This is a genomic window from Pseudomonas sp. PAMC 29040 (assembly GCF_003994535.1).
In the GTDB taxonomy this organism is placed as follows: domain Bacteria; phylum Pseudomonadota; class Gammaproteobacteria; order Pseudomonadales; family Pseudomonadaceae; genus Aquipseudomonas; species Aquipseudomonas paraversuta.
This window is the reverse complement of sequence record NZ_RZAA01000009.1, coordinates 51887-64913: the sequence shown is the minus strand read 5'-3', so window position 1 is coordinate 64913 and position 13027 is coordinate 51887. Positions and strand designations below refer to the sequence as shown.

Annotated in this window: 11 protein-coding genes; 4 read left to right on the top strand and 7 right to left on the bottom strand. The window is 58.9% G+C overall.

The features are described 5' to 3' along the window. Positions 1-731 precede the first annotated feature (731 nt). Positions 732-1601 carry a LysR substrate-binding domain-containing protein gene (locus WG29040_RS16860; RefSeq protein ID WP_010655825.1) on the bottom strand — a complete coding sequence of 290 codons (870 nt, stop codon included), beginning with the start codon at positions 1599-1601 and terminating at the stop codon, positions 732-734. Between the two features lie 165 nt (positions 1602-1766). Beyond that, positions 1767-1892: a hypothetical protein gene (locus WG29040_RS24585; protein WP_255401988.1), complete on the bottom strand. Its 126-nt coding sequence runs from the start codon at positions 1890-1892 to the stop codon at positions 1767-1769. Between WG29040_RS24585 and WG29040_RS16855 the strand changes: the two genes are divergently transcribed. From WG29040_RS16855 to WG29040_RS16845, 3 genes are all read left to right on the top strand, one after another. Continuing rightward, the gene (locus tag WG29040_RS16855; protein ID WP_003441405.1) at positions 1891-3216 is read left to right on the top strand and encodes an MFS transporter; all 1326 of its coding nucleotides are present in this window, start codon (positions 1891-1893) and stop codon (positions 3214-3216) included. The two genes, WG29040_RS24585 and WG29040_RS16855, sit on opposite strands and share 2 nt — an antisense overlap. A gap of 15 nt (positions 3217-3231) precedes the next feature. Further along, positions 3232-4623 (top strand): FAD-dependent oxidoreductase, encoded by a 1392-nt coding sequence (locus tag WG29040_RS16850; protein WP_003441406.1) that lies wholly within the window; start codon positions 3232-3234, stop codon positions 4621-4623. Positions 4624-4730: 107 nt separating this feature from the next. Then, positions 4731-5435: a YebC/PmpR family DNA-binding transcriptional regulator gene (locus WG29040_RS16845; RefSeq protein WP_127196566.1), complete on the top strand. Its 705-nt coding sequence runs from the start codon at positions 4731-4733 to the stop codon at positions 5433-5435. Positions 5436-5519: 84 nt separating this feature from the next. Here WG29040_RS16845 and WG29040_RS16840 read toward each other — a convergent pair whose 3' ends face one another. From WG29040_RS16840 to WG29040_RS16830, 3 genes are all read right to left on the bottom strand, one after another. Beyond that, positions 5520-6830: a leucine-rich repeat-containing protein kinase family protein gene (locus WG29040_RS16840; RefSeq protein ID WP_127196565.1), complete on the bottom strand. Its 1311-nt coding sequence runs from the start codon at positions 6828-6830 to the stop codon at positions 5520-5522. 79 nt (positions 6831-6909) lie between these two features. Then, positions 6910-8061, bottom strand: coding sequence for a M14-type cytosolic carboxypeptidase (locus tag WG29040_RS16835; protein WP_003441409.1), 1152 nt, complete (start codon positions 8059-8061; stop codon positions 6910-6912). A gap of 962 nt (positions 8062-9023) precedes the next feature. Then, the gene (locus tag WG29040_RS16830; protein WP_003441410.1) at positions 9024-9371 is read right to left on the bottom strand and encodes a DUF6124 family protein; all 348 of its coding nucleotides are present in this window, start codon (positions 9369-9371) and stop codon (positions 9024-9026) included. Positions 9372-9500: 129 nt separating this feature from the next. Between WG29040_RS16830 and WG29040_RS16825 the strand changes: the two genes are divergently transcribed. Beyond that, entirely contained in the window at positions 9501-10160 is a 660-nt protein-coding gene (locus WG29040_RS16825; RefSeq protein WP_010655820.1) for a LexA family transcriptional regulator, read from the top strand. A gap of 53 nt (positions 10161-10213) precedes the next feature. On the opposite strand, the gene WG29040_RS16820 is transcribed toward WG29040_RS16825, so the two are convergent. Together WG29040_RS16820 and WG29040_RS16815 are read right to left on the bottom strand one after the other, a co-directional pair. Next, positions 10214-12154: an acetyl/propionyl/methylcrotonyl-CoA carboxylase subunit alpha gene (locus WG29040_RS16820; RefSeq protein ID WP_127196564.1), complete on the bottom strand. Its 1941-nt coding sequence runs from the start codon at positions 12152-12154 to the stop codon at positions 10214-10216. After that, on the bottom strand, positions 12151-12969 hold the full coding sequence (locus tag WG29040_RS16815) for a gamma-carboxygeranoyl-CoA hydratase (RefSeq protein ID WP_003441413.1): 819 nt from the start codon (positions 12967-12969) through the stop codon (positions 12151-12153). Before WG29040_RS16815 ends, WG29040_RS16820 begins: the two co-directional genes overlap by 4 nt. Between the last annotated feature and the right edge of the window lie 58 nt (positions 12970-13027).

The following is a 13027-nucleotide window of genomic DNA, read 5'->3' as shown; positions in this document are numbered from 1 at the left end:
CGCGAGACAAGCTCGCTCCTACAGGTGCAATTTCAGTCTCATGCATGGGGTGCCTTCCGGCCTGGGTGGAGAAAGCTGCGATCTGCCTTGTCTCCCGCATCTCTGCACGGCACAAATCCCGTAGGAGCGAGCTTGTCTCGCGAGCTCTTTGCGGTTTGGTTGAAAAGCTCGCGAGCAAGCTCGCTCCTACAGGTGCAATTGCAACCTCCTGCATGGGGTGCCCGCCCGCCTGGGCGGAGAAAGCTGCGATCTGCCTTGTCTCCCGCATTTTTGCACGGCACAAACCCCGTAGGAGCGAGCTTGCTCGCGAGCTCTTTGCGGTGGTTGAAAGGCTCGCGAGACAAGCTCGCTCCTACAGATGCAATTGCAACCTCCTGCATGGGGTGCCTGCCGGCCTGGACGGAGAAAGCTGCGATCTGCCTTGTCTCCGGCATTTCTGCACGGCACAAATCCCGTAGGAGCGAGCTTGTCTCGCGAGCTCTTTGCGGTGGTTGAAAAGCTCGCGAGACTAGCTCGCTCCTACAGGTGCAATTGCAACCTCATGCATGGGGTGCCTGCCGGCTTGGGCGGAGAAAGCTGCGATCTGCCTTGTCTCCCGCATTTTTGCACGGCACAAACCCCGTAGGAGCGAGCTTGTCTCGCGAGCTCTTTGCGGCTTGGTTGAAAAGCTCGCGAGACAAGCTCGCTCCTACAGAGGGGGTGGTTCTTTCCCGGGGGCGATTGGCAAGGGCTTACAAACTCTCGCGCACAATATCCAGAAATGTCGCCACCACCCGCCGGGAACTCTGCTCCTGCAGGCAGACCAGGGTCTCGGTCAGGCGTCGTTTACAGTCAGTGATGGGCAAGGCGATCACCCGTGAGTCCGAGCCGAACTCTGCCGCTGAAACCACCCCTACGCCAATCCCGACCACCACTGCCTCCCGCGCGGCTTCGCGACCTTCCACCTGAATCGCGGCCCGCATCCGCAGACCCGCCTGACTCATTTCTTCTTCCAGGGTCTGGCGGGTTACAGAGCCGATTTCACGCAATACCAGCGGGGTGTCCTCCAGGTCGGAGAGGCATATCGAACTGCGACCGGCCCACGGATGGGTGCGGGCAACAAATGCCACCATGGGATCACTGCGCAATCGCAGACTAAGCAGCCTGTCATCACTGACCTCGCGCCCCAACAACGCTAGATCGGCCTGATAGTTGAACAGCCGGGCCAGAGATTCGTCGGTGTTACCGGTTTCGATTTTGACGCTGATGCCGGGGTAGCGTTCGCAGAACCTGGCGATTTGCGGCAGTACGTGTACAGGCGCATCTACGGCCAGCACCAGGCTGCCGGTTTGCAGGGCCTGGGAGTCCTGTAACAACTCTTGGGCCTCGGCCTGCACCACAAACAGGCGCTGGGTGATGCTCAGCAAGCGCTCCCCCAGATCGGTCAGGCGCACCGAACGTTTGTTGCGATGGAACAACAAAACACCGAAGCGCTCTTCGAGTTTTCGTACCTGATCGGAGATTGCCGGCTGACTCAAAAACAACCGCTCGGCGGCGCGGGTGAAACTGCCGTGGACGGCAACCGCATGAAAGGCTTTCAACTGCGCATGGGAAACCGGCATCGGACAACCTCTTACAAGCTGAGCTTATTAGTGAAATACGATAAATCGATTTTACCTATTAGTCAGTAATTGCTTTGATCGATTCCGGCCCGGCGTTATGTCCTCGATAGCGCCGGGTTGTGACATGCCCCTGAGCGATCCTGAAATCCAATAAAAACAGGACCGTCATGGCTTGTCTGATTGATGCCGCCCTGGTCTGAACAGCGGCATTGAAGTGCTCAACACAATAAAAAAACAGGCGATCTTTTCTGATTCTGCCGGCACATCCACATCAGAGGTCAGACCCGACATGAACAAGTCCATTGGCACCATCAAGCGTTGGCGGATGCAGGTTTTTGCCATCACCTGGCTGGCCTACGCGGCCTTTTACTTCACGCGCAAAGCATTTTCCGTAGCAAAGCTGGGAATTGGTGAAGATCCGACCTTCCATCTGGACAAGATGGCGATGGCCAACCTCGATGCGGTCTATCTTGCGGCTTACGCCATCGGGCAATTTACCTGGGGCATCCTCGCCGATCGCTATGGGCCGCGGGTGGTGGTCATGGGCGGGCTGATCATCTCGGCCCTGGCTGCCCTGATGATGGGCACTTTTGCCACCTTGCCCATCTTCGCCACATGCATGCTGATTCAGGGCCTGGCGCAATCCACGGGCTGGTCGGCGTTGTGCAAAAACATTGGCAGCTTCTTTCCGGCAGAACAACGTGGTCGGGTGCTGGGGTTGTGGAGTTCGAGTTATGCCTTTGGCGGGCTGGTGGCTTCGCCGTTTGCCGGTTGGTGGGCATACACCCTGATGGGCACCTGGCACGCGGCATTTATTTCCAGTGCGGCGGTAGTGGCGGTGGTCGCGGTACTGTTTTTCATCTTTCAGCGCAACAAGCCTGAAGATGTCGGTTTGCCAGCCGTCGAACCCGAGCCGCAGATGACGGCCGAGGAAGAAGCTGCGGAAAAACGCCTCAGTATCTGGGCGCCACTACGCGAAATCATGCGCAATCGAACGGTGCTGACCCTGGGGCTTGCGTACTTCATGCTCAAGCCGGCGCGTTACGCGATTCTGTTGTGGGGGCCGGTAATTGTCTTCGAACAGATGCCACAAGTGGGCAAGGTTGGCGCCGCGATTATTCCTACGGCGTTTGAGCTGGCCGGTTTGCTGGGGCCGATCATGATTGGGCTGGCGTCGGACAAGATCTTCGGTGCCCGGCGCATGCCCGCCTGCATTCTGAGTCTGCTGGCGCTAACCGTTTCCCTGGCTTTCTTTATGGGGGCCTTGCAGTCCGGCAGTGTGCTGCTGGTGGTCGCCCTGCTGTTTGTGATGGGGCTGACCCTGTACGGCCCGGATTCGATGATCTGTGGCGCCGCGGCGATTGATTTTGGTACGGCCAAAGCCGGTGCTACGGCGGCGGGGTTTGTAAACGGCTGCGGCTCGGTCGGGGCGGTGCTGGGTGGTCTGCTGCCGGGCTATTTCGACACGGTTACAGTGTTTATCGTCTTTGCCGTCTGCGCACTCTTTAGCGCGCTGGTACTGATCCCGCACTGGAACAGTCGTCCTGACGGGTACAAACGCGAATGTGCCTTCGTGCCCAATCATCCGTTGTTGATCAAACCTTTTCGTACCTGAGTGGGAGAACTATCCATGCGACCTTTTTGGCTGGAGCAGGCGCTTGCCCTGGAACATGTCGAGCCTTGTGAAGCATTGACGGGTGAGGCCCGTGCCCAGGTCTGCATTGTGGGCGGCGGTTATACCGGACTGTGGACGGCCATCATGCTCAAGGAGCAGAACCCGCAGCTGGATGTGCTGCTGATAGAGGCCGATATCTGCGGGGCAGGGGCCAGCGGGCGCAATGGCGGCTGCGCATTGTCGTGGTCGGCCAAGTATTTCACCCTGGAGCGTCTGTTCGGGGTAGAGGAGGCGGTGCGCCTGGTGAAGGCCTCCGAGCAAAGCATTTATGCCATTGGCGCGTTCTGCGAAAAGTACGGGGTAGATGCCGATTACCGGCTGGACGGCACGCTGTACACCGCGACCAATCAGGCCCAGGTCGGCTCGACGGACGGGGTGATTGCAGCGCTGGAGCGTCAGGCCATCAACTCGTTCAGCAAGCTGGCGGTGGACGAAGTGCAGCGCCGTGCGGGTTCGGCTCAACATGCGGAGGGCTGGTTCTCTCCGGCCGCCGCCAGTGTACAGCCGGGCAAACTGGTGCGCGGTTTGCGCCGGGTGGCATTGCAGCTGGGGGTACGGATCCATGAAAACACCCCTATGGTCGGTCTGGAAGAAGGTGCCACGGCCCTGATCCGGACCCCGACCGGCAGCATTCGCGCCGAGCGCGTGGTGCTGGCGATGAACGCCTGGATGGCCAGGGCATTCCCGCAGTTTTCCCGCAGTGTGGCGATTGTCTCCAGCGACATGCTGATCACCGAGCCGCGCCCGGACTTACTGCAAGAGATCGGCCTGACCAGCGGCGTGACAGTGCTCGATTCGCGAATTTTTGTGCACTACTACCACAACACTCCGGACGGCCGGATCATGCTCGGCAAGGGCGGCAATACCTTTGCCTATGGCGGGCGCATGCTGCCGGTGTTTGATCAGCCTTCGCCCTACGCCGGGTCGTTGCAGAAAAGTTTGCAGCAGTTTTTTCCAGCATTTGCCGGGGTGGGTGTCGAGGCCACCTGGAACGGTCCCTCGGACCGCTCAGTGACCGGCTTGCCGTTCTTCGGCCAGATGAGCGGCCATGGCAATGTGTTTTATGGTTTCGGCTACTCAGGGAGCGGAGTGGGGCCCTGTCACATGGGCGGGCAGATTCTGGCCTCGCTGGTGCAGGGGCAGGCCAACGACTGGACACGTTCGCCGCTGGTCAATGGTCCGCTGGGGTATTTTCCGCCTGAACCTATCCGCTACCTGGGCTCGTTGATGGTGCGCAATGCCATTCGACGCAAGGAACGGGCGGAGGACCACGGGCGCCGGCCAAGGCATCTGGACGTGCGTCTGGCCAAATTTGCCGCCGCTGCGGGCAAGGCTGACAAAGGTTGAGGACCGATCGATTGGATTTTTTGGTCGATTGAGGACTTCTTGCCGTATAAACTTGCGCCCATTCGACGGCCAACCCGCCGCGACACACCAGATTGAGAGAGTGAGTAATGGGCGCACAGTGGAAGGTTAAACACAAAGCGGACGCCGCCAACAGCCGCGGCAAGATTTTTGGCAAGCTGGCCAAGGAGCTGACGGTCGCTGCTCGTAATGGCGCAGACCCGGACATGAATTCGCATCTGCGTTTGGTATATGAACAGGCCAAAAAGGCGTCGATGCCGGCGGACACCATCAAGCGCGCGATCAACAAAGGCGCCGGTATCGGTACTGAGGCGGTGCAATATCACCGCGTCACGTACGAAGGTTTTGCTCCGCATCAGGTACCACTGATCATCGAGTGCCTGACTGACAACATCAACCGTACCGTGGCTGAAATCCGCGTGGCATTCCGCAAGGGTCAATTGGGCGCTTCGGGTTCGGTAGCGTGGGACTTCAACCATGTCGGCATGATCGAAGCCAAGCCGGACGCCCCGGATGCAGATCCTGAGATGGCCGCGATTGAAGCTGGCGCCCAGGACTTTGAGGAAGGTGAAGAAGAAGGCACTACGCTGTTCATCACCGAGCCGACGGATCTCGATGCCGTGCAAAAAGCCCTGCCGGAGCAAGGCTTCACCATATTGTCGGCCAAGCTGGGCTATCAGCCGAAAAACCCGGTCAGCGCTTTGACCGATGAGCAAATGGCTGAAGTTCAAGAGTTTCTGGCCAAGCTGGAAGAGCAGGACGACGTACAAGAGATGTTTGTGGCGTTGGCATAACCCCGGTCGCTGCCACAGGCTGCCTGTGGCAGCAGCCCTGCGCTCCTTGTCGCAGCCTGCGCCAGCGACTACTGCATCAGGCTTTTAGCCCAATGCCCGGGTGATTTCGGCAAAACCCGGGCGTGCCAGTACATCGGCTTGTATGCAGCGCTGCTGCAGGTGGTGCAGCCGTTCTTGCTGTTGATCGCTCAACCCCGAGTCGATCCGCTCCAGCAATTCCCCCAGTAAAATCCCGAATGCACGCACTTCAATGCGCTGCAAGGCGCGGGTGTGCGGGCTGTCGTCAATGGCGTGAAAGCACGCTGCGCCAAAGTCGCCGAGCAGGCAATCGCCCTGGGCATTGAACATGATGTTGTGCCCGTACAGATCACCATGACAGATGCCCTGCGCGTGCAGATGACCGGCTGCCGAGGCCACGCCGCGGGCAATGCGTAGCGCGCAGTCGGCGCTGAAGCGGGTGTGTGTTTGATAGACGTCACGGCTGCAGGTATCGAAGCTTGGCAGGGCGGCGAGATTGGCGAAGGACGGATCGATCAATTCCATGACCAGCCCCGCGGTGTTGTCAGGGTGACCCGCGACACGGCCCAGGACTTTGATCAGGTTCGGATGCTGGCCGGCGGCAATGCAGGCGTTCATTTCATTGAGCGGTGAGCCGTCGCTGGTGATGCTGCCTTTGTAGAGTTTGACGGCAACGGATCTGCTTGCCTGGCCGGGTGCGCTCCAAAGGGCTCTGGAGATGATGCCCGACGCGCCTTCGCCCAGCTTTTGTTCAAGCTCGAGCTGTGACCAGTGAATGTCCGGCGTGTTGTCGGCTGTAAGCTGCGCGCTGGCGTCTTCGTGCAGCGGATTACCGGCATAGGCCAGCCAGCTCAGGCCCGGCAGTGTCAGCAGCCAGTCGGGCACTTCGTGCAATTGGTTGGCCGCCAGGCGGATCAGCTCCAGGCGCTTGCAGTTAACCAGGCTGGTGGGCAGTTGTTGCAGGCGGTTACCTGCCAGCATCAATTTTTGCAGTAACGGTCGCTGACCCAGTTCTTCGGGTATGTGCTCGATGCTGTTGTCGGTCAGTATCAACCAGCGCAGCAGGGGCGGCAGCGAAGTGCCGGGCACTGAGGTGATGCGGTTGGCTTTGAAGCCAACCATGCTCAACTGCGCGCACTGCCCCAGGCATTCGGGCAGTTCGGTGAACCTGTTGTCCGAGCAAAACAGAATCCGCAAATGAGTCAGGCGATGTAAATCCTCGGGCAGGCTGCTCAGGGCGTTACCGCTCAGATTGAGAATTTCCAGTGAGTCCGCCAGCTGAAAAATCTCGGCCGGGAACTCGGTCAGTCCACAGGACAGATCAAGGCGTTTGCAGCCCGCCAGTTGGCCGGCGCGCAATTTAGCGAGGGTATCCATAAAGGAGCTTTGAGTACTCGTGAGAATCTATTGATATGGCGGCCAGGGGGAAGATATCTGGCCGCCGCTTACTCCGGGTTTAGCGCAACTCGCGAACCATGTCCGACAAGGTGCTGAGCACACTCTTGCCCAGTTGCATGGAGCGTTTACCGTCCCAGCCGGTTTGTGGCTGCGGTGCATCGTTGTTGTCCTTGAACGGCATCTCAAGGGTCAGCGACAGGCAGTCAAAGCGCTGGCCGACGCTGTTGCAGGCCAGGGTCATATTGGCAAGGCCGGGTTCGTCCCGGGTGTAGCCGTGGGTCGTCTGGAAGTCAGGGGTCAGGTTACTCAGATGAGTGCGGAAACGCTCTTCCAGGGTCGCCAGGCGCTCGGTGTACCCCGGGTTGCCCTCGCAGCCTGCAGTGAACACATAAGGGATTTCTTCGTCCCCGTGAATATCCAGAAACAGGTCCACCCCGTATCGGGTCATTTGCTCCAGAGCGAAGAACACCTCAGGGCTTACGTTCGGGTCGGTGTTTTGCCAGGCCCGGTTCAGGTCCTGGCCGTTGGCGTTGGTCCGCAAATGGCCGTGGAACGCGCCGTCCGGATTCATATTGGGGATCAGGTACAGGTCGGCGAAGTCCAGTAGCTTGCGCAGCTGCGGGTCGCTGCCCTGTTCCAGGCGCTCAAGGACTCCCTGCATGAACCACTCGGCCATATGCTCACCGGGGTGCTGCTGGGCAATGATCCATATCTTGCGTTTGTGGCTGGCGCCATTGCCCTTGCGCAAGAGCTGGATGTCGCGACCTTCAACACTTTTACCGACTGCCAGCAGTTCGCAGCCCGACCATTGGAGTGCATTCTTGATCAACAGATCATGACGCTCGCGGCTGTAGGGTTCGAAGTAAGCAAACCAGATGACTGGGTGCTCGGCCTGCACGCTGAAATTCAAGGCTTTGCCGTCGAACTCGGTGGGAACGCGGAACCAGGTTTCGTGATCATAGGACGCCACGGCCTGGTAGCCATCCCATGCTTTGTTGTAAGAGGACTGGCTGGCGTTGCTCAACTGAAAATGGTGGGTCTGGCCGGGTATCAGGCCTTCGGCCTTGAAGTGGAACCATTGAAAGTGCGGGCTGCGGGTATCGGGCTTGATCGCAAGCTTGAGGTGCAGCGGGTCACTGGCATCCAGCACCTGAATGTTGCCGCTGTCAAAGTCACTGCTGATGCGAACGGAAGAGGGCGCCACGGTCATCGTCAAAGTCCCGGAATCTGATAATTGTGGGCGTTACTTTACATCGCAACGGCGCCGGGCCAATACGGAATTTTGGAGAACGGGAAGCGGGGAGAAGGGAGGGGGGGCGTCATCCTTGACGCAGCGCCACGATAGTGTATTTGCGAGTGATTCTCAAGTGCTAACTTGCCGTAACGGCCGTTGTTTCGGGACTTCAGGCTTCCGTTGGTCGATGTTCTTTTGCTATCATCGCCCGCATCGTAGCGGTCACCGAAAAAAACCGGCCGCACACCAGACTTCATTAGCCTGAAGCACGCAGAGCCAGATAACTGGCCGCAAAAAAAAAGACCCGGCCAGAAGCCGGGTCAAATAACCGTGATTAGCCTGATGAGGAGCTAATTCAAAAAACCGACCTAAGGTTCCTTGAATTATCGACTGATCTCGCGACCAGCTAAGTGCAATAATAATCATTCTTATTTGCAGGTCAAGCTGTTTTCCTTGCTTTGTCCTGGTTTCCCCGCTCATTCCCCGCTAGACCCCTCTATCTCAGGCCTTTAGGGCCAGAAATTTTTTTACCCCAGCAGCAACACCGTGATGGTTTGACCTGGCCCAATGCGATACGTGGCTGTGCCTGCTGAACCTGAAGCTTGTACAACCAGTGATCGCCCTGTCGATGTCATCGCTCATCACCGTGAGCAGGCATACCGAAGGGTTGTGGCGGTGCGATGGGCTGCATGCGCCGGACCAGGTAATCAATGGGCGCGCAATTATTGATGTGTCCTGGGTGTACTGCAGGGGGGCGCCTTAACAAGTACGTCAGCCATTGCGTCAGATCTTACTGCGCGGCAAAGCAGAGGCTACACGCCTGATCCCTTGATTGAGCGGCGTTGGCTCATGGGGCCGGTGCCTCCATTGTGAGTCGCGCCTCTGGCATACCGAAATTCCAGCCGGTCCAGCTGGACTGGCCAGGGGCTTTTGGTCTCTCAGCGCGCTGAGACTTGTTGCACGTCCAGTGCTTTGTCCAACAGCATCTTGGCCGATTCGACGCAGTGCGCCACGCTCAGGAACAGGTCGCGATGAGAGCCTTGCTGGCTTTCAGCTGCGCCCTGGGCGGTAGCGATTGCACAGCGCAGAAAATCTGATGCATTGACCAGCGCTTCTTCCTGGCTCAGATCGCTGCGTACGATGAACAGTTTTTTCTCGAAATAGTGCTGAGAAACAGCCGGTTTCAAATAATAGTCGAGTGCACGCTGGGTTGCGGCACTGTCCTTGAAGGTTTCGAGCTCGATTTCAATCTCGGTTTCCGGGGTTATTTTTGTTATGGGAGTCATGATTTACCTGCGCTCTAAGATTAATCGAATCAGCCATTAGCAGATTAGTACATAAGGTATTTATATTATTGGTATAAATAATACAGAATGTGTATTGTTGCCTCGAGTTCAATCCGTATTGTTCGGCTGATGGATAAATGGATCGCTTTAGTCAGAACCAAATTGCGCGAGCTCAAGCTCACGCAGGAAAAACTAGCCGAACGCGTCGGGGCTTCCCAGGGCGGTGTCGGTCATTGGCTCAATAAACGCCGTCAACCCGACTTGCCGACAATGAACAAAGTGCTGCACGCCCTGGGGCTGGAGCATCTGGAAATTGCCCTGGTCATCCGCGAGCGCAGCGCTGCAGCGGATGAGTCTGCTGCTAACGAATGCTCCTACGACATCACTTCTGCTTTTCGTTATCCGGTCAGTAATTGGGTGACGGCGGGGCAGGTCAACGAGCAGGCCCGAGAGGCCGGCTACCAACCCGGCGAGGTGTTCGAGGTCAGCGATCATTACGCCAAAGGTGCTGCGTTCTGGTTGCAAGTGCGGGGCGATGCCATGACCGCTCCGATAGGAATCAGCGTTGCACAAGGGATGATGATTCTGGTGGATCCCGATATTGATCCCGAACCGGGAAAAATGGTGATCGCACGCATTCCGGGCACTGAAGAGGCCACCTTCCGGCAGTTGATTGAAGAGAGCGGCCAGCGCTATCTCAAGCCGCTGAACCCGACCTATCCCAAGACAGTGTTTGATGAGCATTGCCGGGTTATCGGAGTGGTAGTACAGGCCACTGCCAAGTTCTAGAAACCAAAAAAGGCGGCCCCCTGAAAAAGGGCCGCCTTTTTTGGCTGTTGCTTCTACGTCAGTTCAACCAGCACCGTACCTTCGCTGACCATTTCGCCTTCCTGACAAAACAGCGCTGTTACCACACCGTCGTGGGGCGCCCGCAGGCTGTGCTCCATTTTCATGGCCTCCAGCACCACCAATTGGGTACCGGCTTCGACAGTCTGTCCGGTTTCAACCAGGATGCGCACAATGCTGCCGTTCATGGGGGCGCTCAAACCACCTGTCTGGGCATGACTGGCACCTGCCGCGGCAATCGGGTCATAGACCCTGACGCTATGCAACTCGCCGTCCCAGCGCAGGTAGAGCGTCTCTGCGCGGCGAATTGCCAGATGCTGGCGACGCACACCGTTCTGTTCAATCAGCAATTGCTCGTCGCGCAACACCGCTGACGGCGTGTGGAGGTTGACGACCTGCTGCTCGCCGTTGCAACTCAAGGCCAGCAGGGTCTGCGGGGGCAGGCCGTTGCGAAAGCCGTTGCGGATGGCCCAGGGCGAGGCTGGGTCATCTTCGCGCACCTGGGATGTCTGGCTCTGATGAAATGCTTCACCCGCGGCGGACCAAAATGCTGCAGGTAAAGGCAGGGTGGCTGGCAGTAATTGCTCCTGGTAACGGGGGATGAATCCCGTATCCAGTTCGGCTGCAGCGAAGGCCGGATGAGCGATGATGCGGCGTAAAAAAGCCAGGTTGGTTTTCAAACCGCCAATGGCGAACTCATCAAGCATTGCGAGCAGCCGCAGGCGCGCCTGTTCGCGGTCTTCGCCCCATGCAATCAACTTGCCCAGCATCGGATCGTAGAACGGTGAAATTTCGTCCCCTTCACTGACCCCGCTGTCGACCCGGCGCCCCGGCCCGGCGGCAGATTCGCGGTACACCTCGAGACGTCCTGTTTGCGGCAGAAAATCATTGCCCGGGTCTTCGGCATACAGGCGTACTTCAATCGCATGGCCGCGCAAAGGCACTTCAGACTGACTGATGGGGAGCGCCTCACCGCGGGCCACGCGGATTTGCCAGGCCACCAGATCCAGTCCGGTGATGGCTTCGGTTACCGGATGCTCCACTTGCAGGCGGGTGTTCATCTCCATGAAGAAGAACTCGCCCCGTGCATCCAGCAAAAACTCCACGGTGCCGGCGCCGACATAACCGATGGCCTGCGCCGCCCGTACCGCGGACTCGCCCATGGCCCGGCGTTGTTCAATACTGAGGCCCGGGGCCGGCGCTTCTTCAACCACCTTTTGATGACGGCGCTGAATCGAGCAGTCGCGCTCATTGAGGTACAGGCAGTTACCGTGGCGGTCGGCAAAAATCTGGATCTCCACGTGACGTGGCTTGAGTACATACTTTTCCACCAGCATGCGCGCATCGCCAAACGAGGACAGCGCTTCACGTTGCGCCGAGGCCAGGGCTTCGGCCAGTTCGCTGACGTCCTCGACCACTTTCATGCCTTTGCCGCCGCCACCGGCCGTGGCCTTGAGCAACACCGGATAACCGATGTGCTCAGCTGCGGCGCGGAAGGTTTCCAGATCCTGCGCTTCACCGTGGTAGCCCGGCACCAGCGGCACCCCGGCAATTTCCATCAACGCCTTGGCTGCCGATTTACTGCCCATGGCATCAATCGCCGCAGCCGGGGGGCCGAGAAAGATCAGTCCGGCGTCCTCGATGGCGCGTGCGAAACCGGCGTTTTCGGACAAGAATCCATAGCCCGGATGAATCGCCTGTGCCCCGCTGGCTTTAGCCGCAGCAATGATCTTGTCGATTTTCAGGTAGCTGTCGGCGGCCTTGCTGCCCCCAAGATCGACGCAGATATCAGCCTCGCGGCAATGCCGTGCGTCACGGTCGGTGGCGCTGTGGACAGCTACGGTGGTCAGGCCCAAAGACTTGGCCGTGCGCATCACGCGGCAGGCAATTTCGCCCCGGTTGGCCACCAGTACAGACGTAATCTGAAGCGCGCTCATGGGCGTGGCTCCCGGGACGAGGTGTCGGTCTGCCAGCTTGGCGCACGTTTTTGCAGAAAGGCGCGCAAGCCTTCCTGGCCTTCGGGGCTGACCCGGATTCGGGCAATGGAGTTTTCGCAGTAGCGGCGAATGGCCGTAGTGGTGGCTCCATGGCTGACTTCGCGCAGCAGATCCTTGCACGAACGCATGGCCTGCGGGCTATTGAGCAGCAAGTTGTCGGTCCAGAGGGCGACTTGCCGTTCAAGCTCGGCGCCGGGATAACACTCAGAGAGCAGCCCCAGTTCACGGGCACGCTCACCGCTGAAGCGTTCCGCAGTCAGGGCATAACGGCGTGCAGCGCGCTCGCCGATGGCCTGTACCACGAACGGACTGATCACGGCCGGCGCCAGGCCGATTCGGACTTCGGACAGACAGAACTGCGCATCCTCGCTGCCGATGGCCATGTCGCAAGCACTGATCAGGCCCAGGGCACCGCCGTAGGCTGCGCCTTGCACCACCGCTATGGTCGGGATTTTCAGCTTGGCCAGGTTGTACATCAGTTCAGCCAGGTGCCGGGCGTCATCGAGGTTGGTGTGATAATCGAGCTCGGCTGACTGTTGCATCCAGGCAAGGTCGGCGCCGGCACTGAAATGCTTGCCCCGTCCGCGCAGCACCAGAAAGCGCAGGGCCGGATCGCCTTGCACGGTGTCCAGGGCGAGGATCAGTTCGCGGATCATCTCGGCATTGAAGGCATTGTTCTTTTGCTCGCGACTCAACCACAGGGTGGCAAAGCCCCGGGGGTCGTTGTGCAGTTCCAGGGTGTTGAAATCGATCATGTCCGTCAGTCCTTAAATGGATGTGGGCGCTGGCTCGCCAGCGTTGCAGGCACCGGGC

Coding starts and splice junctions, on each gene's coding strand:
- WG29040_RS16835 (WP_003441409.1), bottom strand. CDS start 8,061: ATGACCGTGGCGCCCTCTTCCGTTCGCATCAGCAGTGACTTTGACAGC.
- WG29040_RS16825 (WP_010655820.1), top strand. CDS start 9,501: ATGGATAAATGGATCGCTTTAGTCAGAACCAAATTGCGCGAGCTCAAG.
- WG29040_RS16840 (WP_127196565.1), bottom strand. CDS start 6,830: ATGGATACCCTCGCTAAATTGCGCGCCGGCCAACTGGCGGGCTGCAAA.
- WG29040_RS16850 (WP_003441406.1), top strand. CDS start 3,232: ATGCGACCTTTTTGGCTGGAGCAGGCGCTTGCCCTGGAACATGTCGAG.
- WG29040_RS16830 (WP_003441410.1), bottom strand. CDS start 9,371: ATGACTCCCATAACAAAAATAACCCCGGAAACCGAGATTGAAATCGAG.
- WG29040_RS16845 (WP_127196566.1), top strand. CDS start 4,731: ATGGGCGCACAGTGGAAGGTTAAACACAAAGCGGACGCCGCCAACAGC.
- WG29040_RS16855 (WP_003441405.1), top strand. CDS start 1,891: ATGAACAAGTCCATTGGCACCATCAAGCGTTGGCGGATGCAGGTTTTT.
- WG29040_RS24585 (WP_255401988.1), bottom strand. CDS start 1,892: ATGTCGGGTCTGACCTCTGATGTGGATGTGCCGGCAGAATCAGAAAAG.
- WG29040_RS16860 (WP_010655825.1), bottom strand. CDS start 1,601: ATGCCGGTTTCCCATGCGCAGTTGAAAGCCTTTCATGCGGTTGCCGTC.
- WG29040_RS16815 (WP_003441413.1), bottom strand. CDS start 12,969: ATGATCGATTTCAACACCCTGGAACTGCACAACGACCCCCGGGGCTTT.
- WG29040_RS16820 (WP_127196564.1), bottom strand. CDS start 12,154: ATGAGCGCGCTTCAGATTACGTCTGTACTGGTGGCCAACCGGGGCGAA.